Origin of the sequence: Agrobacterium cavarae (genome assembly GCF_004310285.1) — a bacterium.
Lineage (GTDB): Bacteria > Pseudomonadota > Alphaproteobacteria > Rhizobiales > Rhizobiaceae > Agrobacterium > Agrobacterium cavarae.
Genome location: NZ_SISF01000022.1, coordinates 29,484 through 56,184, shown reverse-complemented (window position 1 = coordinate 56,184; position 26,701 = coordinate 29,484). Strand labels below are relative to the sequence as shown.

Genomic DNA, 26,701 nt, shown 5'->3' with positions numbered 1-26,701 from the left:
TTGCGCGAACGGCAGCTTGTTGCAGATGGTCAGGAATTGCAATCAGCGGAGTATTCCATGGAAAATAATGAGCTTTCTCGTGAGCGATTGATCATCCCGGCTGTCGCGCCGATCTATAATGGTACCTACGAACTGGCGGAAACGATTCTGCGCGTCGTTGCCGGCGTGCTTCTCGTCACGCATGGCTTCGGCAAGATCACAAATCCCTTCGGCGCTGTCGGCATGGTGGAAAGCCTGGGTTTCTATCCCGGCGTCTTCTGGTCACCGCTTCTGGCGGCAACGGAATTTTTCGGTGGCATCCTTGTGGCGATCGGGCTCCTCACGCGTCCCGCGGCTTTCGCCGCCTTCATCGTCTTGATGGTGACGGTTTATTTCCATTGGATCGTCAAGTCGGAAGGGCTCGGCGGGGCAGAGAAGTCCATCCTGTGGTCGGCGATTTTTCTGTTCTTTGCGGTCAGAGGCGGCAACAGGCACTCCATCGATGCCAAGCTGCGCAGAGTCTTTTGAGAGAAAGACAATGTGGAGGCGACACTGCGTATTAGCAGCGCGCCTCCACGCAAAATTCCGTCGTCCAACGAGCACATGACGAGGCGGTGAAAATAATCTTCAGCCGGGAACTTTCCTGCCGCAAGCGGATTACGCATGGGGTGAAGTGCGGAAAAATTCATGGTCGATTATTTGCTGCCTCTGGAAGCGCGTAGAGCCGGTGAGCGTTTGCTTGCTGATCATGCATCGGAAGACCCTTTTGCGGCAGCGTTCAAGGCAACCCGCATGCCGATGATCATCACCAATCCGAAGCAGGACGACAATCCGATCATCTTCTGCAACAAGGCCTTCAATGACCTCACAGGCTATAGCAGCGATGAGTTGATCGGCCGAAACTGTCGTCTTCTCCAGGGCGAGAGGACCGATCCACAGGCGGTCGCCAAAATCCGCGACGCCATCAGTGCGCAAACCTCGGTCTCCGTCGACATATTGAACTATCGAAAAGACGGAACGCAGTTCTGGAATGCTCTCTTCGTTAGCCCTGTCTGGGATGATAAGGGAGAGGTGATCTACTATTTCGCCTCGCAGCTCGATTTCACCCGGATCAAGGACAAGGAAGCAGAGCTCGCCGAAGCCCGTAACCTTGCCGAAGAAGAAGTCAGCCGCCGCACCAAGGATCTTCGCGATGCGCTCGACGCAAAGACCATGCTGGTCCACGAGGTCGATCACCGCGTCAAGAACAACCTGATGACCATGGCGTCTATCGTGAAGCTTCAGGAGCGGATGACGGAGAACGAGACGGCGAGCGCGACGCTGAAATCGGTGCTGAACCGCATCGAGGCCCTCAGCACCGTTCATCGCAAGCTGTTCACGTTCGACAATATCGCTCGCTTCGATGTTGCCGATTTCGCCGAAGATCTCGTCGTCAATCTGACAAGCCAGCTGAAGCGCACCGATATCAATGTCACGCTGGATCTATCCCCGGTCTATGTGCCCGCAGACAAAGCATCGCCTCTGTCGCTCATCGTCAACGAGTTGGTGGGCGATGCAGTCAGGCGCGGGCTGGGTGATAGTGGCGGCGACATCAAGGTGACGGTGAAGAGGCTGAACGGGCATTTCCTCATTCAGGTGGCCGATACGACCGATCCGGTCGAGGTCGATGAGGAAGAACAGCGTTTCAGTCAGATGTTGCTGGAAACATGCGCACGCCAAGTCAGTGCGGAAATCAAACGAGAACAAAATGGCCGGCAGACGATCGTCAGCGTGACGCTGCTGGTGGGACATGAAAAGGAATCATGAATTTGCGCATTATCATCGTCGAGGATGAGGCACTCCTGGCGCTTGAACTGGAAAGCGAAGTCGAGGCCGCCGGACATACCGTCATCGGTGTCGCAGCCGATAGCGCGTCGGCCATGACCTTGATCGAGAAGGAAAGTGCGGACTTCGCCTTTGTCGATATTCATCTCCTTGACGGTCCGACCGGCGTGGATGTCGGGCGGTTTCTTGCCAGCAAAGACATCCCTTACGTGTTCGTCAGCGGCAATGTGAAACGCATCCCGCCTGATTTTGCCGGCGCTGTCGGAGCCATTGAAAAACCCTATACGGTCAATGGCTTACAGAATGCGCTCGAGTATCTGGATGCCATGATCAGCGGCAAAGACGCTCTGATTGTGCCACCGAACCTGATCATGCCCGCAACAACGACTCCGTAATGGCTATGACTGTGACGAGTAATACCGGCAATATCGGTCCGATTCTGACCCAGCTTTTCGAACAGGCGCCGACCTTCATTGCGCTTTTGCGCGGACCAGACCACCGCTTCGAGCTTGCCAATCCAAGCTATCTGAACCTTGTTGGACGGCACGATATTCTAGGGCGGACGGTGGCCGAAGCGCTTCCTGACGCCGCTGCGCAAGGCTTCGTCAACATTCTCGACGACGTTTACCGAACGGGCACACCCTATAAGGCTCTCGGCGCGCTCTTCGTCATTCAGACGGAAGAGGGTGGACCCGGCAGAGAATGCTATCTCGACTTCCTCTATCAGCCGATCCGTGACGAGAACGGAGACGTCTGTGCCATCTTCGTCGAGGGCTCGGACGTCACGGAACGCACGCTCTCCGAACGGGCGAGACGCGAAAGCGAAGACCTCTACAAAGGCCTCTTCGATGCCATTGATGAGGGCTTCTGTATCATCGAGTTTATGGATGGGCCGCATGGGCGCGATAGCGACTATGTGCACATCCAGGCAAACGATGCCTATGCCCGTCACGCAGGTATCCCGAATGTGGTTGGCCAAAAGCTGCGCGAGATGGTGCCGGACGAGGCCGATGCCTGGATCGCGCGCTATGGTGCGGTTCTCAAAACCGGCGAACCCATTCGTTTTCAGCAGGAGCTGGTGGCCACAGGACGCTATCTCGAGCTTGCGGCCGTTCGCATCGAGCCGAGGGAGCGGCGCCAGGTCGCCGTTCTTTTTCAGGATATTACCGCGCGCAGACGGGCGGAGCTCGCGCTGGAGAAGCTGAACGTCACTTTGGAGCAGCAGGTCGAGGAGCGCACCGCCGAGCTGATGGTGGCGGAAGAAGCTCTGCGCCAAGCCCAGAAGATGGAAGCCGTCGGCCAGCTCACCGGCGGATTGGCCCATGATTTCAATAACATCCTGGCTGGCATCAGTGGCAGCCTGGAGATGATGAACACCCGGCTTGCACAGGGTCGGGTTGGAGACCTGTCACGTTATATCAATGGTGCCATGGGGGCTACCAAGCGGGCCTCCGCACTGACCCAACGATTGCTTGCCTTCTCGCGCCGCCAGACGCTCGATCCGAAACCGCTCAACATCAACACGCTGGTCGATAGCATGCTGGACTTGGTGATCCGCAGCGTCGGGCCGGAGATCAAGGTAGAGACGGTGGGGGCGGCAGGTCTCTGGCCGACCTTCGTCGATACCAGCCAGCTCGAAAATGCGCTTCTCAATCTCTGCATCAATGCGCGCGACGCCATGCCGAATGGCGGCAAGCTGACGATCGAAACCGGAAATCGCTGGATGGACGAGCGCGCGGCCCGGATGCGCGGGCTGGAGCCGGGACAGTACGTGTCTCTTTGCGTTTCCGATACGGGAACGGGCATGTCGCAGGACATTATCGAGCGTGCCTTCGATCCGTTCTTCACCACCAAGCCGATCGGTCAGGGCACGGGGCTCGGCCTTTCCATGGTTTATGGTTTTGCCGGTCAGTCGGGCGGTGCTGCGCGCATCTATTCCGAACTTGGTAAGGGCACGATGATCTGCATCTATCTGCCGCGCTATTCCGGCTCCATCGATGCGGCCGATCCGGAAGCGGAGGCCAGCATCGATGCACCGCGGGCGGATGGCGACGAGACGATCCTGGTGGTGGATGATGAGCCTCTCGTCAGAATGCTTGCCGTCGAGGAGCTTCAGGATTTGGGCTACTCCGTCATCGAAGCGGAAGACGCGCCGTCTGCCCTGCGGCTGCTCAATTCCAGTAGACAAATCAGCCTGTTGATCACTGATGTCGGCTTGCCGGGAGGCATGAATGGACGCCAGCTGGCAGATGCGGCGCGCACCAACCGGCCGGATCTGGAAGTGCTGTTCATCACCGGTTATGCGGAGAATGCGGTGTTGAACCATGGTCATCTGGAGCATGGCATGCATGTCATGACCAAGCCCTTCCAGCTCGATGTTTTCGCCCAAAGGGTCAAGAGCCTGATCAAGCCGCAGGGTTGAGGGTTGTCCAGCGGCTATAGCGCGATCCCTTGTGTGGATCCTGCGCCTGTCACACCAGCTTTAGAAGCTTGATGAAGAAGTTCAGCAAATCTTTCTTTTTGCTGCCTTCGCTGACGCCATTCGCCTTGCAGCAAGAAAATTCGCTCCTTATATACGCCGCATACCAGCAGAAATGCTGACAAAAAGGCAAGACCATCCAAGTCAAGGAGTCGTCAGTGGAATGCCTCCCGGGGTTCCGATGACTCGCTTCAAGGAGAGAAGAAAATGGCAAAAGTAATCGGCATTGACCTTGGCACGACCAATTCCTGCGTCGCAGTGATGGACGGCAAGGACATCAAAGTAATCGAAAACGCGGAAGGCGCGCGCACCACCCCCTCCATGGTCGCGTTCAGCGATGATGGCGAGCGTCTGGTCGGTCAGCCTGCAAAGCGCCAGGCCGTCACCAACCCGACCAATACCCTGTTTGCGGTAAAGCGCCTCATCGGCCGTCGTTACGACGATCCGACCGTTGAGAAGGACAAGGGTCTGGTTCCCTTCGACATCGTCAAGGGTGACAATGGCGACGCTTGGGTACAGGCGCAGGGCAAGGGTTATTCCCCGTCGCAAATCTCCGCGATGATCCTTCAGAAGATGAAGGAAACCGCTGAATCCTATCTCGGTGAAAAGGTCGAAAAGGCCGTCATCACCGTTCCGGCATACTTCAACGACGCCCAGCGTCAGGCCACCAAGGATGCAGGTCGCATCGCTGGTCTCGACGTGCTGCGCATCATCAACGAGCCGACAGCTGCCGCTCTTGCCTATGGCCTCGACAAGAAGGAAGGCAAGACGATTGCCGTGTACGACCTTGGTGGTGGTACCTTCGATATCTCCATCCTGGAAATCGGCGATGGCGTCTTCGAAGTGAAGTCCACCAATGGTGATACCTTCCTCGGCGGTGAAGACTTCGACATGCGTCTGGTCGAGTACCTCGCAGCCGAATTCAAGAAGGACAACGGCATCGACCTGAAGTCCGACAAGCTTGCTCTGCAGCGCCTCAAGGAAGCTGCCGAAAAGGCAAAGATCGAGCTGTCGTCTTCGCAGCAGACCGAAATCAACCTGCCCTTTATCACGGCAGATGCTTCCGGTCCGAAGCACTTGACGCTGAAACTGACCCGCGCCAAGTTCGAAAGCCTGGTTGATGACCTGGTTCAGCGCACTGTCGCGCCGTGCAAGGCAGCTCTTAAGGATGCAGGAGTGTCCGCTTCCGAGATCGACGAAGTCGTTCTGGTCGGTGGTATGAGCCGCATGCCGAAGGTGCAGGAAGTCGTCAAGCAGTTGTTCGGCAAGGAGCCCCACAAGGGCGTCAACCCGGACGAAGTCGTTGCCATGGGCGCTGCCATCCAGGCAGGCGTTCTGCAGGGCGACGTCAAGGACGTTCTGCTTCTCGACGTAACCCCGCTGTCTCTCGGTATCGAAACGCTGGGCGGCGTCTTCACCCGTCTGATCGACCGTAACACGACGATCCCGACGAAGAAGAGCCAGACCTTCTCGACCGCCGAAGACAACCAGTCTGCCGTGACCATCCGCGTCTCGCAGGGTGAGCGCGAAATGGCAGCCGACAACAAGCTGCTCGGCCAGTTCGACCTCGTTGGCCTGCCGCCATCTCCCCGTGGCGTTCCGCAGATCGAAGTGACCTTCGATATCGATGCGAACGGCATTGTCCAGGTTTCGGCCAAGGACAAGGGCACCGGCAAGGAACAGCAGATCCGTATCCAGGCCTCCGGTGGTCTCTCCGACGCCGACATCGAGAAGATGGTCAAGGATGCGGAAGCCAATGCTGAAGCCGACAAGAAGCGTCGTGCGGGCGTAGAAGCCAAGAACCAGGCGGAAAGCCTGATCCACTCCACCGAGAAGTCGGTTCAGGAGTATGGTGACAAGGTTTCCGAAACTGACCGCAAGGCAATTGAAGATGCCATCGCTGCCCTCAAGACGGCTGTTGAAGCATCCGAGCCGGATGCAGACGACATCCAGGCGAAGACCCAGACCCTCATGGAAGTGTCCATGAAGCTCGGTCAGGCCATCTACGAAGCCCAGCAGGCGGAAGCCGGTGAAGGCGGCGCAGGCGGCAAGGACGATGGTGTGGTCGACGCCGACTATGAGGAAATCAAGGACGACAAGAGGTCCGCTTAAGTGTGGTTCTTGCTCTTGAACTTGGGTAAATGAGACTGACTCCGGCTGCCTCGTGCAGCCGGAAATCCATTTCGGGGTGTGTTATCTTCATGGCGAAAGCAGACTTTTACGAGACATTGGGCGTGAGCAGATCCGCCGATGAAAAGGAGCTGAAGAGCGCCTTCCGCAAACTTGCGATGAAGTATCATCCGGACAAGAATCCCGATGACGCTGAATCCGAGAAGAAATTCAAGGAAATCAACGAAGCCTACGAAACACTGAAGGACCCACAGAAGCGCGCGGCTTACGATCGCTTTGGCCACGCAGCTTTCGAGCATGGTGGCATGGGTGGCGGTGGCGGCGGCGGTGGTTTTGCCAGCGGCGGTTTCTCCGACATCTTCGAAGACATATTTGGCGAGATGATGGGTGGCGGTCGTGCGCGCCGGTCGTCGGGCGGTCGCGAACGCGGTGCCGATCTCCGCTACAATATGGAAATCTCGCTGGAAGAAGCCTTCACCGGCAAGACGGCGCAGATCCGGGTGCCGACATCCATAACCTGCGATGTCTGTTCCGGTTCCGGCGCAAAGCCGGGTACGAGCCCCAAGACCTGTGGCACCTGCCAGGGTTCGGGACGCGTGCGTGCCGCGCAAGGGTTCTTCTCAGTCGAGCGTACCTGCCCGACCTGCCATGGCCGCGGCCAGACGATTACCGATCCCTGCACCAAGTGCCACGGCCAGGGTCGTGTAACGGAAGAGCGGTCGCTGTCTGTCAATATCCCGGCTGGCATCGAAGACGGAACGCGTATTCGTCTGCAGGGCGAGGGTGAAGCTGGCATGCGGGGCGGTCCTTCGGGAGATCTCTACATCTTCCTGTCGGTGCGTCCGCACGAATTCTTCCAGCGCGATGGCGCCGACCTCTATTGCGCGGTGCCGATCTCGATGACGACGGCAGCGCTCGGTGGCACCTTCGATGTCACGACACTGGACGGAACGAAGTCGCGCGTCACCGTGCCGGAAGGCACGCAGCCAGGCAAGCAGTTCCGATTGAAGGGCAAGGGAATGCCAGTTCTGCGCTCGGCGCAGACGGGTGACCTCTATATCCAGATCCAGATCGAGACGCCGCAGAAGCTGACCAAGCGTCAGCGCGAACTCTTGCAGGAGTTCGAGGAAATCTCATCGAAGGACAACAATCCGGAATCGACGGGCTTCTTTGCTCGGATGAAGGAATTTTTTGACGGCTGACGCCGCCTTCAGCTCACAAGTCTTCTAACGCCGCCATCCATCTGGATTGGCGGCGTTTTTGTTGATCAGCCTGCAAACCCGCCTTCGGCAAGGAAGGCGCGCTCTTCAGCCGTCGTCTCGCGAAGCAGGATGTCGTTGCGGTGCGGGAAGCGGCCAAAGCGCGCGACGATATCGCGGTGTTCGATCGCGAAAGGCAGGTAGCGTTCGCCAAGAGGCTCGCAAAGCTCGCAGCAAAGCTCCTGGTCAGCCAGCTCTTCGGAATGCATGAAGGGCAGGTAGAAGAAAATCCGCAGTTCGGGATCGATCGTCTCATCATGGCCGCGCGAAATGGCGTCGCGGGCATAATGAAGCGCCAGTGGATCGGTCGCATACATATGCGCCGTGCCGCGGAAACAGTTGCGGGGAAACTGGTCGAGCAGAAGCAGGAGGGCGAGGCTGCTCTCTGGCGCATTCAGCCAGTCGGTCAATTCCTGACGGGCCGCCGCGAAGTGCAGATCGTGAAAGCGGGCGTGGAAGGAACTGTCGAAATGGGCGTTCTTCTCAAACCATTTTTCCGGGCCTGCCTCGTTCCAGAAGGACAGGACCTCGGCGGCTGGCGTCGGTATCGCGATTTCTGTCATCTCAGCTCCTCAATGTCTTGGTCTGTGCTGGCGCGCACCGACGCTATCAGTAATGCGGCGGCTTGGTTATGGCTGGCGCGTCGAGCGACTGCTCCTCGAGGCTCAAGAACCGCTCGGTGAGACGATCAAGCTTCGCACGGGTCTGCTCGACCACCTTCCACTGCTCAGCCAACTGATCGGACAGTTCCTCGATCGTCTTGGCCTGATATGCCACCGTCTCTTCCAAAGCGACGATCCGCGCTTCGTTGTGATCTGCCATGAAGACCTCCGTTATCACTCACGCTGCTTTCGCAGTTTTATAAAGCATAAACAAGACAAAGGCCGGACACATGGTGCCCGGCCTTTGATGGTGTGCTGAAAACGTGAGGCGGTGTCAGCCTTCGTCCTGGAAGACCTCTTCGCGCTTCTTCTTGACGCTTGGCAGGAAGACGACAACGAGAACCAGCACGGCGATCAGAAGCAGCGTGGCACTGATCGGCCGGGTGACGAAGGTGCTCGGATCGCCACGCGATAGGATCATGGCTCGGCGGAGGTTCTCTTCCAGGAGCGGCCCTAGCACGAAGCCGAGCAGCAGCGGTGCCGGTTCGCAGCGCAATTTCACCAAAGCGTAACCGATGAAGCCGAAAAAAGCGACAGCATAAAGATCGAAGACGTTGGAGTTGACGCTGTAAACCCCGATGGCGCAGAAGGCCATGATGATCGGGAAGAGGACGTAGTAAGGGATCGTCAGAAGCTTCACCCAGAGCCCGATGAGCGGCAGGTTCAACACCACCAGCATCAGGTTACCGATCCACATGGAGGCGATGATGCCCCAGAAGAGCGCTGGCTGCTCGGTCGCGACATTCGGACCGGGAACGATACCCTGGATGATCATTGCACCGACCATCAGTGCCATGACCGGGTTGGCAGGAATGCCAAGCGTCAGAAGCGGGATGAAGGAGGTCTGAGCACCGGCATTGTTGGCCGATTCCGGACCGGCGACACCGGCGATCGCGCCATGGCCGAATTCTTCCGGGTTCTTAGAGACGCGCTTTTCCACCGTATAGGAGGCAAAGGCCGCGAGGATGGCACCACCGCCCGGCAGGATGCCGAGTGCCGAGCCGATGGCCGTACCGCGAAGGACCGGCCCCACCATCTTCTTGAAGTCGTCCTTGGTCGGCAGAAGGCCGGAAACCTTGGCCATCAGCACGGTACGGGTGCGCTCGTCTTCCAGATTGCGCAGGATTTCGGCGATACCGAAAACACCGACGGCAACAGCGACGAAGTTCAGGCCATCGGCATATTCGCGAATACCAAGGGTGAAGCGCGGCGTGCCGCTATAGATGTCGGTACCAACGAGACCCAGCAGCAGGCCGAGCACGACCATGGCGAGCGCCTTGACGATGGAGCCATGTGCCAGTGCGATGGACGAGACGAGACCGACGACCATCAGCGAGAAATATTCCGCTGCGCCGAACTCGAGAGCAATCGACGTCAGTGGCGGAGCGAAGACCGCTACGAGGAAGGTCGCAACAGTGCCGGCAAAGAAGGAACCGATGGCAGCGATTGCAAGAGCTGCACCCGCCTTGCCCTTGCGCGCCATCTGGTAACCGTCGATGGCCGTCACGGCGGATGAGGACTCGCCCGGCATGTTGATCAGGATCGCCGTGGTCGAGCCGCCATATTGCGCGCCGTAATAGATGCCGGCCAGCATGATCAGCGAGGAGACGGGCTCCAACTGGAAGGTGATCGGCAACAGCATGGCAATGGTGGCCGTAGCACCGATACCCGGCAGAACGCCGATCAGCGTTCCGAGAAGCACGCCGATCAGGCAGAAGAACAGATTGTGAAGCGTTGAGGCCGTGTAAAAGCCGAGCGCCAGATTATCGAAGAGTTCCATGACGCGACCTCAGAAGTTGAGCCAGGGGCCAAAGCGCTGGAAAGGCAGGCCGAGACCGTAATTGAAGACGAGAACCGAAAACACCGTTATGGCAGCCGATAAAAGCACGGCCATCACTGGTTTCATCTTGTGCGATGCAAAGGACGCAATCAGCGCACTGAGAAACAGCGATGGCACGAAGCCCAGTCCACGCACTGTCATGCCGAAGAAGATCGGCGCCGGAAGGATGAAGAAAATGCCCCGCCACGCGATGGAGGTCATCGGCTCGTTTGCAACCTTGCCAGCGCGAAGAAAAATGACGCCGCCGAGCAATATGAGGATCAAGGACAGGACGAGCGGAAAATAGCCCGGCCCCATGCGGAATGTCGTTCCCAAATCCAGATCATAGGCTTGCCAGGCAAAGAAGATGCCGAGGCAGATGAAAATTGCGCCGCAGATGGCTTCTGTGGCATCGAAACTAACTGATTTCATGGTCGTCCCCGCCTGTGCATCGGTGCCGCCTTTGGCCCGATGTCTGTAGAGTTCGATGTAAGGTCTTCAAGGATAACGGTCGTCTGCAAGGCGAAGCCGGGGACGACATACGTCATCCCCGGCCTTGAAGCAGGATTAGTCGGCGTATTGGCCGGCAGATTCGATCACAGGCTTCCAGCGAGCAATTTCGCTTTCAAGCTTGGCCTTGAGCGCGGCTGGCGTCGCATCTGCTTCCGGCGAAGGCGTGGTGCCGAGTTCGGCAAAACGTGCGGCAACGTTCTGGTCCTTCAGGGCCACCTGAAGCGCCTTGGACAAACGCTCATTCACAGCCGCAGGCGTGCCCTTGGGTGTGTAGATGCCGTGCCAGATACCGACTTCGAAGTTGGGCAGGCCGGCTTCCGTTGCGGTCGGCACGTTCGGCAGGACGCTCAGACGCTGAGACGTGGTGACCGCGTAAGCCTTCACGGTGCCGCCCTGGATCTGCTTGGTGGTGTTGGTGGTCTGGTCGCACATGATGTCGACCTGGCCGCCCAGAAGGTCGGTCATGGCAGGACCCGTTCCCTTGTAGGGAACAGTGACGAGCGGCGTTTCGATGGCGCTCATGAACAGCATGCCGCACAGGTGAGAGGCAGCGCCGATGCCGGCATTGGCAACCGTCACCTTGTCCTTGTTCGCCTTGGCGTAGTCGATCAAGCCCTTGAGGTCGTTGGTTTCTAGGTTCTTGCGCGACAGGATCGTCATCGGAACTTCGGTCACGAGGCCGACATAGTCGAAGGCGTCGAGCGTCTTGTAGGCCAGCTTGCGGTAGAGAGTATCGCTGGTGGCCATGCCGATGTGATGCAGAAGGATGGTGTAACCATCCGGATCGGCAGATGCCACGCGACCTGCACCAAGCGTGCCGCCCGCGCCGCCGACATTTTCGACGATGATCTGCTGGCCGAGATCCTTGGACATGGATTCAGCAACGAGACGTGCCACGGTGTCCGTTGGACCGCCTGCGGAGAACGGCACGACCATGGTGATGTTACGGCCAGGATAATCCTGTGCGGCTGCGGAAAGCGCAAAGAGCGATACGGCGGCGGCAGCGACTGCACCCGTGACGGATTTCAGAAGTTTCATCTTTTCCTCCCGATGAATATGGCCTCAGCGACGAGACGCACTCCTCTGCGCTCGCCGGGGTGAGATCATTTGCAGTCGAGATCGCGCGTCACGCAATCGAGGGAAGAAAACAATTCGTTAAAAGAGTCCCGGCTAACGGCCCGAATGGGTGGAATCCGAAACATCGCCTTAATGGCGTGGGTGGATTCCTACCCATGACAAGAAAAGAAAACAGAACTCAGGGGCTTGTCGTGTCCTCATCGATGGGGGCATGCTTTGTTAGTGCGTATTTTTGCATCTTTTCATAAAGCGTCTTGCGCGATATTCCGAGCGTCTCATAGACGGCTTTCAGATTGCCTTTATGGCTCGCGATTGTTCTTGCGATGATGCCTTTTTCAAACTCTGCCACCTTGGCGGAGAGCCCATGACCAGCAAGCGGATCGCTTTGCGGCCCTTCGCCGGAGCGACCGTCCAGTCCAAGAACGAACCGGTCCGCTTCGTTTCTCAACTCGCGCACATTGCCCGGCCACTCGCGCATCGCCAGCGATGAAATGATGCTGGATGGAACCTCCATGTCGTCGCGGCCATATCGCGCCGCGGCTTCTCTTACGAGATGCAGGAAAAGCAGCGGAATATCGCTTTGCCGTTGTGCAAGCGACGGGACATGGATCGTTGCGACGTTCAGACGATAAAGGAGATCCTGGCGGAAGCGCCCGGCAAGGGCCTCATGCGCCAGGTCCGTCTTGCTGGTGGCAATGAAGCGGACATCAAGTTCCACGGTCTCATTGGAGCCAAGCCGCGTGATGGTGCGCTCCTGAAGCACGCGCAGCAGCTTGCCCTGCATATCGGGCGGCATGGAGCCGATCTCGTCAAGCAGGATGGTACCACCACGCGCATGCTCGAACTTGCCGTAGCGTGCCCTCAGCGCCCCTGGAAAGGCCCCTGCCTCGTGGCCGAAGAGTTCACTCTCGATCAGATGCTGGGGAAGGGCGGCGCAGTTGATGGCGACGAAGGGACGGTCGGCACGCGCGCTGACATCATGCAGCGCCCGCGCCACCACTTCCTTGCCGGCACCCGTATCGCCGATGATCAGCGTATCGGCATCCGCGGCTCCTATGGCACGGATACGGTAGCGCAGATCGACCATCACCTGCGTGCGGCCTGGCAGGCGCGTTTCCAGATCGTCACGTTTTCCGGCAACGGCGCGCAGGCGCCGATTTTCCAGCACCAGAGAACGCCGATCCATGGCACGTTTGATGATGCCAGCGAGATACTGGATGCTGAAGGGTTTTTCGATAAAGTCGTAAGCACCGTTGCGCATGGCGCTGACCGCCAGCTGCACATCGCCATGGCCGGTCACGAGGATCACCGGAATTTCGGCATCCAGCTCCCGCACCTTCTGCAGCAGGCTCATGCCGTCGATGCCCGGCATGCGGATATCGCTGACGATCACGCCATCGAAACTGTAGCCGATCAGCTCAAAGACATGGTCGGCATTGTCGATGGTGACGACATCGAGGCCTGCAAGCTCCAGCGCCTGGGCTGTGGAAAGGCGCAAATCCTCTTCGTCATCGATCAGCAATACGCGGGACACGCTCATTCCGCGGCCATCTCCATCGGTGTTTCTGCGTCGAGTTCAATATCGAATCGCGCGCCGCCATCCTCCAGATTGGTGACGACAAGTCGCCCGCCAAAATCCTTGACGATATTATAGGAGATCGACAAGCCAAGACCCAGACCCTTGCCGACGCCTTTCGTCGAAAAGAACGGGTCGAAGATGCGCTCCATGATCGCGGGCGGCACGCCGGGGCCACGATCGCGCACCGAAACGATCACCTTGTTGTCGCTCTTTTGCGCGGTGAGATCGATACGCCGGTCGTCCAGCCCCTCCACCGCATCGGCGGCATTGGAGATGATGTTGACGAGTACCTGCTGCAGACGCACCGGCCCGGCCTTGACGAAAAGCGTCTCTGGTCCAAGCGCCACATGCAATTGCGCATCCGCTGCCTTCAACCGGGCGCTGACGATTTCGAGCGTATCGGCCACCACCGTGTCGAGCGGAACAGGGCCGACATGCTCATTGGGCTTGCGGGCGAAGTTGCGAAGATGCCTGCTGATCGAGGCCATTCTTTCGATCAGAGCGGAGATGCGGGAGAGATTGGAGCTTGCCTCCTCGACGCGCCCGCGTTCGATCAGCAGTGACGCACTTTCGGCATAGGTCTTGGCAGCGGCAAGCGGCTGGTTGAACTCGTGGGAAAGGGCGGCCGACATCTGGCCAAGGGCTGCAAGCTTGCCGGCCTGGATCAGATCCTTCTGGGTTTTGCGCAGCTGCTTTTCCGTCTGGCGGCGTTCGGCAACCTCGCGTTTGATGTCGCGATTGACCCGCGCCAGGTCTGCGGTGCGTTCCTCCACCCGGCGCTCCAGCTCTGCCTGGGCTTCCGCCTGATGCACCAGCCGGTCCTGCAGGCGCCTGCGTCTTTGCAGCATGGCCGCCAGAAGTGCGCCTGCCAGGCCAAAGCAGAGCAGGGCCGCCAGCATCGTCGTCTGAACTTGCGTGCGCACCGAGCCGGTATCCATCAGCACATTCACCGTCCAGCCCGCTTCCGGCATGGGTTGCGAGAGGACGAGATATTCCCTGTCCTGTTGCCCTTCACGGATCGTCATCAACCGATGACTGCCGAAGATGCCTTCGGTCACCGGCAACTGGCTGAGCCTGGCATCCGCATAGCGGCGCGAGGCTTCGGTTCTGGCAATTCTATCGGGCGTCAGCGGCAGGATCGCCGAATAGAGCCATTGCGGCACACCGGTCATGAAGATGATGCCTTCCGGATCGGTAACGACGATGCGATTTTCGCCGGTGCCGAAAGAGGCCTCGATGCCTTCGATATCCACCTTGAAGACGATGACGCCTTTGATGACGTCGTTGAACAGAATGGGAGAGGCGAAATAATAGCCGCGCTTGTGTGAGGTGGTCCCCAGCGCGAAGAAGCGCGACTGCAGGCCCTTGGCCGCATCCTGGAAGTACGGGCGGTAGCTGAAATTCCGCCCGATGAAGCTTGTCGGGCCATCATAATTGCTGGCGGCAATCGTCTCGCCGTCCAGCGTCATGATGTAGATGTCGGAGGATTTCAGAAGGTCGTTGATCGACTTCAGATAGATATTGGCGCGCTGCCTGAGACGCTGATCCTCCGGATGGGCAACCAGCTCCTCGATATCGTCGTGGTCGGCCATCAGTGCGGGAAGGGGCTCGTAGCGGCTCAGATGCCCGCCAAGCGCAGAGACAGCGAGCCGTAACGTCGTTCCACCCTGTTCGGCAGCCTCGTTGAGATAACTCTCCGCCAGCAATTCCCGTCCCTTGGTGAAGGCAAAGCCGCACAGACCAAGGCAAAGCAAAAGGATGCCGACCCACCGATATCTCACTCAAACCCCTCCACATGACGGTTTTTCTGTCGCATGTCGTTGCCGCAAAACCGGTGACCACCTTTGCGCGACATGCTGTAAAAAACCGTCCTCCTAGTGAGGATAGTATGTGCGGGTTCGTTTTTTTCCAAGCGGCATTGCGACGGCAGGAGAAGGCAACAAAAAAGCCGACCCAAAGGCCGGCTCGTTCGTCATGCAATCGCATCAAGAAGCGCTGATTATGCGCTTTCCTTCGGCGTCAGAACCTGACGGCCGCGATACATGCCTGTCTTCAGGTCGATGTGGTGCGGGCGACGCAGTTCGCCGGAGTTCTTGTCTTCGACGTAGGTTGCTGCCTTGAGGGCGTCTGCCGAACGGCGCATACCGCGCTTGGACGGGCTCGTTTTTCTTTTAGGAACTGCCATTTGTGTTACTCCACTGAAGCGGCGAAACACGGGAACCGGCCAGAACCATAGGCCGAATGTCGCATGTCTCGATATCGGAAATTTGGCGCGCTTATACATGCCCTGCGGGGCTTTGACCAGCCCCGACGCACATTTTTTCGCGAGATACCGACGCAATCGAAAATCGGCATCCGTCCGACCCATCCATATCAGATGGGATCGAAGACAAGCAACTCCTCAAAGTGGTTCATGTCGGCAAATGCACAGAAGGCTGGCGGGCGCATTTCAATGACCGGCGCTGACGCACGCAATTCTTCAAGGCAGTCATCCAGCATCGCCTGCCAGCGTGGCAGGCACTCCGGCTCGAACCAACGGCGGGCATAGGCAAATGTAATGTGGAATTCGTAAGTCTCGTGATCGGGATGATGATAGCCGAAGGCCTCGGCAAAGGCGTCGCGCCATGCGGCGATGATCCTGTCGTCCACCTCTGTTACCCCTTTCAGGATCAGGCCAAGCGGCGTGACCGATGTTGCCTGCATGTGGAAGGCTGGCAGCTTCGGAAATTCTGCGAGGCGCTCAAGGTAGAAGGCGGTCATCGCGTCGATCGTGCTGTCTTCCGGCATCTCCTTCGGCCAGTACGGCCAGGCGCGGCGATGCTCGATGATGCCCTGAAACACCGTCATGTGCAGGCTGGAGACGGGTGTGAAGGCGAGGTGGGTCGAAGCCTCGGGCATATCGAGAAGCCGCTGACGGGCGGCAATGACCGCCTGTTGAGACGGCGAACCTTCGACCAGATGGCAGACGACCGTGTTGCCCGGCTCGGGCAGAAAGTCTCCCTCGGGAGAATAGCGCGTTCCCAGATGTCGGGGCGGTGCGGTGTGATGGGTGGTCGAGAAGGCGGAAAGTTGTGGCGAAACGAACGGGGCGTGCATGGGAGGGCTCCTTGATAGAAGATTTCCCCTACGCCTCATGGGCGACAGGCACATGACATTCGAAATGTTACAGCATCGGCCCGAAAATCGGACCCGATTTTCGGAAAGCACGATGCGTCGGTTCAAAAAGGTAGAGCAGCCTTTGTGCGTCCCATAATAGGACGCACGGCGCTTTAGTGCGCCTCGTCCCAGTTGCTGGCGGCCCGGGCATCCACCTGGAGCGGCACCCTCATGTCGATGGCCGGCATGGCGGCGTTTTCCATGATGGAGACGACAACGGGCAGCGTCTTTTCGATTTCGCTGTCCTCGACTTCGAAGATCAGTTCGTCATGGACCTGAAGCAGCATGCGGGCGGAAAGTTTCGCCTGCTCGAGTGCCGGCTCCATGCGGATCATGGCGCGACGGATAATATCGGCCGCAGACCCCTGGATCGGCGCATTGATCGCCGCGCGCTCGTTGAACGCCCTTACCGACGGGTTGGACGACTTGATTTCAGGGTAGTGAATGCGGCGGCCGAAGATGGTCTCGACATAGCCATGCTCGCGGGCATAGGCCTTGGTGTTTTCCATATAGTCGCGAATGCCGGGGAAACGCTCGAAATATTTCTTGATGTACTCGCCCGCTTCAGAGCGGCCGATGCTGAGCTGATTGGCAAGACCGAAGGAGGAAATGCCGTAAATGATACCGAAGTTGATCGCCTTGGCGCGGCGACGCACCTCGGACGGCATGCCTTCCACCGGCACGCCGAACATTTCCGATGCCGTCATCGCATGAATATCAATGCCATTTTCGAAGGCATTTCTCAACTGCGGGATATCGGCGACATGCGCCAGCACGCGGAGTTCGATCTGGCTGTAGTCGGCCGAAAGAAGCTTGTTGCCGGGCGTGGAAATGAAGGCTGTCCTGATCTTGCGGCCTTCCGCCGTTCTCACCGGGATATTCTGAAGGTTCGGTTCAGACGAGGAAAGGCGACCCGTCGTGGTCGATGCCAGCGAATAGGAGGTGTGGACGCGCTTGGTATCGGCATGGATATAGCCGGGCAGCGCATCCGTATAGGTGGATTTCAGCTTGGTCAGCTGGCGCCAGTCGACGATCTTGCGCGGCAGCTCCATGCCTTCGGCAGCAAGGTCTTCCAGCACGGAGGCAGAGGTCGACCACTGTCCGGTCTTCGTCTTGGAGCCGCCGGGCAGCTCCATCTTGCCAAACAGGATATCGCCCAGCTGCTTGGGCGAGCCGATATTGAATTTCTCGCCCGCCAGTTCGTAAATCTCTTCCTCGAAGGCAGCAGCCTTCTGCGCCAGCTCGCCGGAAAGCCGCGACAGGATTTGCCGGTCGACGGATATGCCGCGCTCTTCCATATGGGCGAGCACTGGCACCAGTGGTCGTTCCAGTCGCTCATAGACAGTGGTCAGACGGTCGGCGACGAGGCGGGGTTTCAGCACCATCCACAGGCGCAGCGTCACATCGGCATCTTCGGCAGCGTAGGCCGTTGCCTTGTCGATATCGACGAAGTCGAAGGTCACGCCGGACTTTCCAGAGCCTGCAACATCCTTGTAGGCGATCGGCTTGTGGCCAAGCCAGCGCTCGGAAAGCGCATCCATACCATGCGAGCCTTTACCGGCTTCCAGCACGTAGGAAAGCAGCATCGTGTCGTCGTAGCTCTGCATCACGATGCCGAGGCGTTTGACCAGCAGGTAGTCATATTTCAGATTCTGCGCCACTTTCAAAACAGCCGGGTCTTCCAGCAGGTCTTTCAGCCGTGAAAGGGCCAGGTCGAATGGGATCTGGTCCGGCGCCAGCTTGATGCCGTCGCTGAAGAGATCGCCGCCAGAGCCGGTCTTGTGGGTGAGCGGCACATAGGCTGCGATGATGTCCGAGCCACTGGCATTCTTGCTGTTGTCGGCAACCGCAAGCGAAAAGCCGACGAGCTCCGCCGTCATCGGGTCGAGCGAGGTCGTTTCGGTATCGAAGGCAATGACGCCGGTCTCGCGCGCCATGGCGACCCAGCGATCCAGTTCCTCGATCGAGCGGATCGTCTGGTACGCGGTCGTATCGATCTTGGCGGCAGCAAAGATCGTCTCGCGCGCGGAGGCAAGCTCCTGCGGTGTGTCGCCTTCCGTCTTGGACAGCACGGCACCGACATCCGCCACCGACGCTTCGCCAAGCGGAACGGATGGAGCGTCGCGACCCGTATCGGTGCTGGCATCAAGATCGGGCCCGTGGGCCTCTACGCCACGCTCGACCGGAACATGGGCGGGTTCGATGGCCGATGCGTCTGCACCTGTCGCTTCCGCGACGCGGCGTGTGAGCGTCGTAAATTCCATCGCTTTCAGGAAGGCAATCAGCTTCGGGCCGTCCTGGACTTCAAGTGTCAGCGCATCCAGCGCAAGTTCCAGCGGCACATCGGTCCGGAGCGAAACGAGCTGGCGGGAGAGGCGCGCCAGTTCCGCATTGGCAATGATGTTTTCCCGGCGTTTCTGCTGCTTGATTTCGCCTGCGCGCTCCAACAGCGTATCGAGGTTGCCATATTCTTCCAGCAGCTGCGCTGCCGTCTTCGGCCCGATACCGGGAATGCCCGGGATATTGTCGGTGGAATCGCCGGTCATCGCCTGCAGGTCGATCATCTTTTCCGGCGGTACACCCCATTTTTCGATGACGTCCGGCACGCCGATCTGCTTGTCCTTCATCGCGTCGTACATATGCACATTGGGCGTGACGAGCTGCATCAGATCCTTATCGGAGGAGATGATGGTGACATCCGCACCGATTGCTTCCGCCTGGCGGGCATAGGTGGCGATGATGTCGTCGGCCTCGAAGCCTTCGGTCTCGATGCAGGGCAGGTTGAAGGCGCGGGTGGCGTGGCGGATCAGACCGAATTGCGGAACGAGATCTTCCGGCGGCGCCGAGCGATTGGCCTTGTAGAGGTCGTAGAGCTCGTTGCGGAAGGTCTTGGACGAATAGTCGAAGATCACCGCAAAATGCGTTGGCGTCACCCCCACATCGGTGTTGCGCGCATCCTTCAGCAGCTTCCACAGCATGTTGCAGAAGCCGGACACGGCATTGACCGGCAATCCATCGGATTTGCGGTTGAGCGGAGGGATGGCATGGAAGGCGCGGAAAATGAAACCGGAGCCGTCCACGAGGAAGAGATGATCGCCTTTTTTCATGGGAAGCATGGATAGCGCGACACGGCAGAAAGGTCTATCGTTGCCCTCAAGTACCCAGCAAGTTTCTTCCATGGTCTCGCGAGGTTCTTCATGCGCACGATGCCGACCACAACAGCGTGGCTCGTTTCGATCACCCTGATGGCAGGCGTGGCTGCAACGTCCTGGTACCTCGGCGATCAAGCTGCGGTGACCGTGGCAAAGATAGCCATCGTTCCCCTCTACCTTCTTGCGACAAAAGGGCTTCGGGCGTACCTCCAGAATAGCTCTCTGGAGGATGCGGATCTCAAGGCGTTTATGAGATTTCAGTTCTCAGAGGCAGCACTGCTCGCCGCTTTTGTCGTCGTCGTCGCGGCGCATGCAAACAGCGCTGCGAGCCGCATGGTGATGGATTTTGTTTGGATCGCGGCGCTGACAGGCGGAACGCTGACAGCCGCAGCTTGGCTCCGACAGAGGCGTCAAAATAGCGCCAAATAATCTCACCGGAACGTTACCGATTTGTAATTCGATGTTCCCTTGAAAAGCCGCATTTGCGGCCTCATTTCTTAGAGGACGGCGACTGATCACGCCGTAGTCTGATAGCTGGCTCGTCCCCCGCCGCGTCAGACCGGACAAAGGCCTTTCCCCCTCTCCGGGCCTTTGTCCCTCAATATGCCGCCATGACCGTCCCCTCCCGGTCATGGCGGTTTTCTTTTGCGCAAATGGGCCTACCCGCATGCTTCGCGAAAGCATGACCGTCTACATCGCACGATATGTAAATGATCCGGACGATGTGCCCGATGGGATTTTCTCGACAGGACTCTGCAGCCTATCTCGCGGCGCAACTGGCCAAGGGTTTTTCCCAGGCTCTGCTGAAGCGTACCGGTGCCCTCGGCTTCTCGCCCGGCCAATTTCCTGTCCTGCTGGAACTCTGGCAGGAAGATGGGCTGACGCAGCGTCAATTGCTCGACAGGGTCGATATCGAACAGGCGACACTTGCCAACACGCTGGCGCGCATGGCGCGTGACGGGCTGATTGAGCGCCAACCCCACCCGACAGATCGCCGTTCGCAGATCATCACATTGACGGAAAAAGGTGCCGCGCTTGAAGAGGCCGCCATTGCCGCATCGAAAGAAACGGAAGAGGCGCTTCTCAAGGATCTCTTGAAGTTCGAGCGGCAATTGCTGCTGGAATATATGAGCCGCGCCATCAGCGTGGCTAAATCGGAAAAGTAAGTTTTCCGGCTCGAAACCGTCTCATATTTGCTCTATCGTCCTGCCATCTGGCGCATTGGCGCGATGACCATTGCTGTCGTCGTCACGCCTTTGCGGAGATTTAAAGAGGTGGAACCCGCCTTGCTCAGTGAAATGATGACTGGCGCTCCACACGTGACAGGCCAGACATGACAGGATCATGCAATGACAGATATTTCCCCCGTTCTCTCGGCGGTTGACGACAATCTTCCCTCCAGCCTTGAGAGACTTTTCGAACTCGTCCGCATCAAGTCCATCTCCACCGATCCAGCCTATAAGACGGAATGCCGCAAGGCCGCCGAGTGGCTGGTGCGCGATCTGACGAGCATCGGTTTCGACGCGTCGATCCGTGATACCGCCGGTCACCCCATGGTGGTCGCGCATCATGATGGCGCAACCGCCGACGCGCCGCATGTGCTGTTTTACGGCCACTACGACGTCCAGCCTGTCGATCCGATCGATCTGTGGCAGGACGATCCCTTCGATGCCAAGCTGAAAGATATCGGTGAGGGTCGACAGGTGATTTCGGGCCGTGGAACGTCGGATGACAAGGGGCAGTTGATGACCTTCGTCGAGGCGTGCCGGGCCTATAAGCAGGTCAGCGGTTCGCTGCCGATCCGCGTCACCATTCTCTTCGAAGGCGAAGAGGAATCCGGTTCGCCGTCGCTCAAGCCATTCCTGGACGCCAATTCGAATGAGTTGAAAGCCGATTACGCTCTGGTCTGCGACACCAGCATGTGGGATCACGAGACGCCGGCGATTGCCGCAGCGCTGCGCGGCCTCGTCGGTGAGGAAATCGTCATCACCGCTGCCGATCGCGATCTGCATTCCGGCCTCTTCGGTGGTGCTGCTGCCAACCCGATCCATATTCTGACCGATATTCTCGCCGGTCTGCATGATGAGACGGGACGCGTGACCTTGCCCGGCTTCTATGATGGCGTTGAGGAAACGCCGGCCAACATCAAGGCATCCTGGGACAACCTCGGCCGAACAGCCGAATCCTTCCTCGGCGAAGTCGGTCTGTCCATTCCAGCAGGTGAGAAGGGACGCTCCGTCCTCGAACTGACTTGGGCGCGCCCAACGGCGGAAGTCAACGGCATCACCGGCGGTTATACAGGCGAGGGCTTCAAGACCGTTATCGCCGCCAAAGCCTCTGCAAAGGTTTCCTTCCGCCTCGTCGGCCGCCAGGACCCGGCTGCGATCCGCGAAAGCTTCCGCGCCTATGTGCGCTCAAAGATCCCGGCGGATTGCTCGGTCGAGTTCCACGAGCATGGCGGCTCACCGGCCATCCATCTGTCCTATGATTCGCCGGCCTTGACCAAGGCAAAGTCGGCGCTTTCGGATGAATGGGCAAAGCCCGCCGTGGTCATCGGCATGGGCGGGTCGATCCCGATTGTCGGCGACTTCCAGAAGATGCTTGGCATGGATTCGCTGATGATTGGCTTCGGCCTCACCGACGACCGCATTCACTCGCCCAATGAGAAGTACGAGTTGAAGTCCTTCCACAAGGGCACGCGTTCCTGGGTGCGGGTTCTGTCGGCCTTGAGTGCGAAGTAGTCGAGGTTGGGAAAAGGCAGTGCCGCGCTTTAGCGGCACTGCTCCACGGGAGCCGAAACTCCAAAAAACAAAAAGGCCGGGCAAGCCCGACCTTTCATTCCCGTTTGTGCGATCAGTGCCAGTACATCCGTGGTCAAAGTGCAAAACGGTATGTGTCTCAGCACGGCGCCAGCTTTTTGGCTGTCGCTCATGTCTTCCCTTTCATCATTGCGCGCCTAGGTTAATTTTTCATTAACGAGGGTACAACGCGGCGGCTCATCAAAGCCTCATCGGGAACTGCTGTAACACTGATGAACCCTATATCGGTACGCATCATGTCTTTTACAAGGCCAGCCCGAGATTAATTGCAGCGGGCGTCAAAAACAAAAAGCCGGAACGCGAGGTCCCGGCTTTTCAGCTGACAGGCTGGACGAACCAGCCAAATCGTAATTAGGCAGCAACGATGCTGTCGGCAGACATCTTGCCAGAACGACGGTCCTGAACGAGTTCGTAGGAGATCTTCTGACCGTCCTTGAGACCGCTCATGCCAGCGCGCTCGACTGCAGAGATGTGTACGAACACGTCCTGTGCGCCGTCATCAGGCTGAATGAAGCCGTAGCCCTTGGTTGCGTTGAACCACTTAACTGTACCAGTAGCCATAACGAGTTCCTTCCGTTGGCGTATTACTTTTGCGCTGAGAATCAGCGCGGTGTTGGTCGAATTTGAAGGAAAGAAAGATCGTCTGTGCGTTTTTGGAACGCCGAAGCTCTGGTCGTCAAACAAATATCGATGCGAGAGAAGTAGGGCGAGGAAGCAAATAAGTCAAGTTTCCCTCAAGCATGGTTTTGCGACAAATCTCACGGACGATTTTCAGTAGAGCCGTTCGCAGCACTCTGAATGCGCAAGGACAAAATCGCGCTCTTCAAGACGAAATTCCGGCGCGTCGAATGATGGTGTGCGCGAAGGAGGTTGCCATTCAGGCAATAAAAAACCCGGCGCGGGAGGAGGTGCGCCGGGTTTTTAAAACTGACTGACAACTGGGAGGAGGAGTGCTGTCAGTCCAATCGGGCGACGCTGGGAGGAGGAGTGCGTCGCTTCGATGCTTGCAAGATACAGGAGTTCCCGTTCGAAAACAGACATATCATTGCAGCGCAGCATTGCGTAAATTGCATAGCTAGGGCCTGTCCCATTGCCTTCAGCACCAAGTGCGCCTAAAGATTGCGCATGAGCCTTCGTTCCGTCCAAGATTTTTTCGCAACCCATGCCCCAGAGATCAAGGTGCTGGAGACCGAGACCAGTTCCGCGACAGTGGCGCTGGCAGCCGAGGCGCATGACGTTGATCCCGATCAGATTGCCAAGACCATTTGCCTCAAGGCGGGTGATACCATTCTGCTGGTGGTGACGGCTGGCATGAAGCGTCTCGACAATTGCAAATTCCGGGGTCGATTTGCTGCAAAGCCACGCATGCTGGGTGCCGAAGAGGTAGTTGAGGTGACGAGCCATCCCGTTGGTGGCGTCTGCCCTTTCGGCCTGCCATCCGATCTACCGGTCTATTGCGATGTGTCGCTCAAGAATTACGCCGAGGTCGTTCCTGCAGCGGGTGCCATCAATGCCGCCGTGCGCATCTCGCCCGAGCGGCTGGTGCAATTGACAAAGGCCGAATGGGTCGACGTCTGCCAGTAAGCGGGGCGCGGTGACACCAATGTGAGGGGCTCTGGGCCTTAACGCCACCTTAAATCGCCGCATTTAAGCTTCAACGGGACATGTGTTGAATGACAGCATGTCCGTCGCGGCATCATTATCACGGAGCAGTTTCTGACAGATGGCAGGTAGTGGAAAATCACGCCAGAGAGTTGAACCTTCTTTTGGGGATTTTCACGATTCCGGCGACGACCTGCGTCTTGATGCCAGTGATCGCGTTGCCGGCACCAATGGTGGTGGCCGGAAGTCTGGTCCTTCCGATGCACCGCCGCCGAAAAAGCGCGGAAGCAAACCTTCGAAATCGAAATCAAGACGTGAGACGCGCGAGCGCGGCGGCATTACCGGCTTTTTCCGCAGGATTTTCTACTGGTGCATCGTGCTTGGCATCTGGGGCGGCATCGCGGTGGCTGGCGTCGTCATCTATTATGGCGCGCGCATGCCGAGCGCCAGCACATGGGCCATTCCCGAACGCCCGCCGAACCTGAAGATCGTTGCCGTCGATGGCACGGTTCTGGCCAATAGAGGCACGACGGGCGGTGAGGCTTTGTCGCTTGAGGACATGTCGCCCTATATCCCGCAGGCGGTGATTGCCATCGAGGATCGGCGTTTCTACTCCCATTTCGGCGTCGATCCGCTGGGCCTCGGGCGCGCAGTGGTCACCAATCTTCTTCATGGTCGCACGGTTCAGGGCGGTTCGACCCTGACGCAGCAATTGGCCAAGAACCTGTTCCTCTCTCCGGAGCAGACGCTGGAGCGCAAGATCCAGGAAGCGCTGCTCGCCATCTGGCTGGAGCAGACATACACCAAGGACCAGATTCTCGCGATGTATCTGAACCGCGTCTATTTCGGTTCGAACGCCTATGGCGTCGAGGCCGCCTCGCGCCGATACTTCAACAAGTCGGCACGTGATGTGAACCTTGGCGAAGCGGCGATGCTGGCAGGGCTCCTGAAGGCGCCATCGCGCCTGTCTCCTGCGCGTGACCCACAAGCGGCGGAAGAGCGTGCGCAGGTGGTACTGCAGTCCATGCGCGATGTCGGCTTCATCTCCGAAGACGAGATCAAGACTGCCATGTCCCAGCCGCCCACCAAGGCGAAGCGCTTCTGGTCGGGTGCCGAGCACTACGCGGCCGACATGGTGATGGATGAGGTCAAAAGTCTCATCGGCGACGTGAAGCAGGATCTGACGATCGACACCACGATCGACCTCACTCTTGAGAAGGATGCCGAAAAGGCGCTCAACGACGTGCTGAAGAGCGAAGGCAAGAAGCTCGGTGCCTCGCAGGCCGCGCTCGTGTCGATGGACGGCTCGGGTGCCGTCCGCGCCGTCGTCGGTGGTGCCGATTATGCCGAAAGCCAGTTCAACCGCGCCACCAAGGCGAAGCGCCAGCCAGGCTCCGCCTTCAAGCCCTTCGTTTATATTGCCGCTCTCGAATTCGGCCTGACACCCAACTCGGTGCGTAACGATGCGCCGGTCCGGATCGGCAACTGGACGCCGGAAAATTACGATCAGAAATATCGCGGCGAAGTGACGCTTGCCACCGCGATCGCCAATTCGCTGAACACGATTGCGGCCCAACTCGTCATGGAAGTCGGTCCCAACAAGGTTACGCAGGTGGCGCACCGGATGGGCATTGAATCCGACCTTCAGGCCAATGCCTCGATTGCGCTCGGCACGTCCGAAGTGTCGTTGCTGGAGCTGACCTCGGCCTATGCGCCGATGATGAATGGTGGCTTCAAGGCAACGCCGCATATCGTCAAGCGCATCACCGATGCCGACGGCAAGGTTCTATACGAGAACAAATACGACAACCCGCCCCGCGTTCTGGATGAGGGCATCGCCGCGACGATGAACGGCATGCTGACCGGCGTCATCAATGAGGGCACCGGCAAGGCTGCGCGTCTCAAAGGTTGGCAGGCGGCGGGCAAATCCGGCACGACGCAGTCTTTCCGGGATGCGCTTTTCGTCGGCTACACCAGCCAACTGACCACCGGCGTCTGGTTCGGCAATGATGACGGCACGTCGATGAAGAAGGTGACGGGCGGCGGCTTGCCGGCCAAGGCCTGGAAGGATTTCATGACGGCGGCCCATAGTGGCCTGTCGCCATCACCGCTCTTTGGGCTTGGGGCCTATGGCGGGCAGGAAATCGGCCAACCCATGGCGCAAAGCCCGCAGGCTCCAGCGACGATCGGCGATATCATCTCCAATGCGCTGGGCGGCGGCTCTGCCCCAACACCGACGGATTATCCGCCCGCACCCGTGGGTGCGGAGCAAACCGCAGGCACGGTGCCAGCACCACCGTCGGAGTATCCGCAGCAAGCCTATCCGCCTCAGCAATCAGGTGGACCGGTACCGCCTGCGGATATCGGCGGAGGCGCACCACCGCGACAGAGCGGGCCAAAGCAGACGACGCTCCTTGATATCCTGATGGGCAACTGACCCAGCGGAACCGGCTGTTCATCCGTTAAAGCATGGTCCACGCAAAAGCGTGGATCGGTTTTGTGAGAACGACATGCTGTGGAACAAGGCCCCAAAGCGTATGGGCGCATCTGAAAGATCGCGACACACTTTAGATGACGGGCTCCTCACGCAAAGTTGAGACACGCCGCTTTTTACCCGCATAAGGTCCGTCCGGTCGTAAAGATTGGATTCA

The 26,701-nt window shown here is 58.6% G+C and carries 22 protein-coding genes; 11 read left to right on the top strand and 11 right to left on the bottom strand.

The genetic code is table 11. The features are described from left to right. Positions 1-57: 57 nt before the first annotated feature. The 6 genes from EYC79_RS02715 to dnaJ all read left to right on the top strand — a co-directional run bounded on the left by EYC79_RS02715 (position 58) and on the right by dnaJ (position 7,614). Positions 58-507 (top strand): DoxX family protein, encoded by a 450-nt coding sequence (locus tag EYC79_RS02715; protein ID WP_130977074.1) that lies wholly within the window; start codon positions 58-60, stop codon positions 505-507. 159 nt (positions 508-666) lie between these two features. Continuing rightward, the gene (locus EYC79_RS02710) at positions 667-1,785 is read left to right on the top strand and encodes a PAS domain-containing protein (protein ID WP_130977073.1); all 1,119 of its coding nucleotides are present in this window, start codon (positions 667-669) and stop codon (positions 1,783-1,785) included. Positions 1,786-1,787: 2 nt separating this feature from the next. Beyond that, positions 1,788-2,198, top strand: a complete 411-nt coding sequence (locus EYC79_RS02705) for a response regulator (RefSeq protein ID WP_062427327.1) — start codon at positions 1,788-1,790, stop codon at positions 2,196-2,198. After that, positions 2,198-4,225 (top strand): PAS domain-containing protein, encoded by a 2,028-nt coding sequence (locus EYC79_RS02700; protein ID WP_112358204.1) that lies wholly within the window; start codon positions 2,198-2,200, stop codon positions 4,223-4,225. Before EYC79_RS02705 ends, EYC79_RS02700 begins: the two co-directional genes overlap by 1 nt. Before the next feature lie 264 nt (positions 4,226-4,489). After that, complete coding sequence (gene dnaK, locus EYC79_RS02695; protein ID WP_130977072.1) at positions 4,490-6,394, top strand: molecular chaperone DnaK; 1,905 nt, start codon at positions 4,490-4,492, stop codon at positions 6,392-6,394. 89 nt (positions 6,395-6,483) lie between these two features. Continuing rightward, the gene (gene dnaJ, locus EYC79_RS02690) at positions 6,484-7,614 is read left to right on the top strand and encodes a molecular chaperone DnaJ (RefSeq protein WP_062599114.1); all 1,131 of its coding nucleotides are present in this window, start codon (positions 6,484-6,486) and stop codon (positions 7,612-7,614) included. 65 nt (positions 7,615-7,679) lie between these two features. Here the strand turns inward: dnaJ and EYC79_RS02685 are convergent, their stop codons facing one another. The 10 genes from EYC79_RS02685 to polA all read right to left on the bottom strand — a co-directional run bounded on the left by EYC79_RS02685 (position 7,680) and on the right by polA (position 19,584). Next, a complete protein-coding gene (locus EYC79_RS02685; RefSeq protein ID WP_111850244.1) occupies positions 7,680-8,234 on the bottom strand; it encodes a DUF924 family protein in 555 nt (184 codons plus the stop codon). Between the two features lie 46 nt (positions 8,235-8,280). Continuing rightward, positions 8,281-8,493: a SlyX family protein gene (locus EYC79_RS02680; protein WP_062427231.1), complete on the bottom strand. Its 213-nt coding sequence runs from the start codon at positions 8,491-8,493 to the stop codon at positions 8,281-8,283. Between the two features lie 114 nt (positions 8,494-8,607). Next, on the bottom strand, positions 8,608-10,113 hold the full coding sequence (locus tag EYC79_RS02675) for a tripartite tricarboxylate transporter permease (protein ID WP_062427230.1): 1,506 nt from the start codon (positions 10,111-10,113) through the stop codon (positions 8,608-8,610). Between the two features lie 9 nt (positions 10,114-10,122). Beyond that, positions 10,123-10,584, bottom strand: coding sequence for a tripartite tricarboxylate transporter TctB family protein (locus tag EYC79_RS02670; RefSeq protein WP_112358201.1), 462 nt, complete (start codon positions 10,582-10,584; stop codon positions 10,123-10,125). A 135-nt stretch (positions 10,585-10,719) separates the two neighbouring features. Beyond that, on the bottom strand, positions 10,720-11,703 hold the full coding sequence (locus EYC79_RS02665; protein WP_112520080.1) for a tripartite tricarboxylate transporter substrate-binding protein: 984 nt from the start codon (positions 11,701-11,703) through the stop codon (positions 10,720-10,722). Positions 11,704-11,920: 217 nt separating this feature from the next. Continuing rightward, a complete protein-coding gene (locus EYC79_RS02660; protein ID WP_112358199.1) occupies positions 11,921-13,282 on the bottom strand; it encodes a sigma-54-dependent transcriptional regulator in 1,362 nt (453 codons plus the stop codon). Beyond that, positions 13,279-15,102 (bottom strand): sensor histidine kinase, encoded by a 1,824-nt coding sequence (locus EYC79_RS02655; protein ID WP_130977071.1) that lies wholly within the window; start codon positions 15,100-15,102, stop codon positions 13,279-13,281. Before EYC79_RS02655 ends, EYC79_RS02660 begins: the two co-directional genes overlap by 4 nt. Before the next feature lie 218 nt (positions 15,103-15,320). Then, entirely contained in the window at positions 15,321-15,506 is a 186-nt protein-coding gene (gene rpmF, locus EYC79_RS02650; RefSeq protein ID WP_016556742.1) for a 50S ribosomal protein L32, read from the bottom strand. Positions 15,507-15,694: 188 nt separating this feature from the next. Beyond that, positions 15,695-16,417 (bottom strand): DUF1868 domain-containing protein, encoded by a 723-nt coding sequence (locus EYC79_RS02645; RefSeq protein ID WP_130977070.1) that lies wholly within the window; start codon positions 16,415-16,417, stop codon positions 15,695-15,697. A 173-nt stretch (positions 16,418-16,590) separates the two neighbouring features. Further along, positions 16,591-19,584: a DNA polymerase I gene (gene polA, locus EYC79_RS02640; RefSeq protein WP_130977114.1), complete on the bottom strand. Its 2,994-nt coding sequence runs from the start codon at positions 19,582-19,584 to the stop codon at positions 16,591-16,593. A 90-nt stretch (positions 19,585-19,674) separates the two neighbouring features. Here polA and EYC79_RS02635 point away from each other — a divergent pair, with 90 nt between their 5' ends. From EYC79_RS02635 to EYC79_RS02625, 3 genes are all read left to right on the top strand, one after another. Continuing rightward, a complete protein-coding gene (locus tag EYC79_RS02635) occupies positions 19,675-20,058 on the top strand; it encodes a hypothetical protein (RefSeq protein ID WP_130977069.1) in 384 nt (127 codons plus the stop codon). Between the two features lie 302 nt (positions 20,059-20,360). Continuing rightward, the gene (locus EYC79_RS02630; protein ID WP_130977068.1) at positions 20,361-20,795 is read left to right on the top strand and encodes a MarR family winged helix-turn-helix transcriptional regulator; all 435 of its coding nucleotides are present in this window, start codon (positions 20,361-20,363) and stop codon (positions 20,793-20,795) included. Between the two features lie 183 nt (positions 20,796-20,978). Then, a complete protein-coding gene (locus EYC79_RS02625; protein ID WP_130977067.1) occupies positions 20,979-22,370 on the top strand; it encodes a M20/M25/M40 family metallo-hydrolase in 1,392 nt (463 codons plus the stop codon). Between the two features lie 429 nt (positions 22,371-22,799). Here the strand turns inward: EYC79_RS02625 and EYC79_RS02620 are convergent, their stop codons facing one another. After that, positions 22,800-23,009, bottom strand: coding sequence for a cold-shock protein (locus EYC79_RS02620; protein WP_027674583.1), 210 nt, complete (start codon positions 23,007-23,009; stop codon positions 22,800-22,802). 564 nt (positions 23,010-23,573) lie between these two features. Between EYC79_RS02620 and EYC79_RS02610 the strand changes: the two genes are divergently transcribed. Both EYC79_RS02610 and EYC79_RS02605 read left to right on the top strand, forming a co-directional pair. After that, complete coding sequence (locus EYC79_RS02610) at positions 23,574-24,032, top strand: YbaK/EbsC family protein (protein WP_130977066.1); 459 nt, start codon at positions 23,574-23,576, stop codon at positions 24,030-24,032. 139 nt (positions 24,033-24,171) lie between these two features. After that, positions 24,172-26,487, top strand: a complete 2,316-nt coding sequence (locus tag EYC79_RS02605; protein WP_130977065.1) for a transglycosylase domain-containing protein — start codon at positions 24,172-24,174, stop codon at positions 26,485-26,487. The last annotated feature ends 214 nt before the right edge of the window (positions 26,488-26,701 follow it).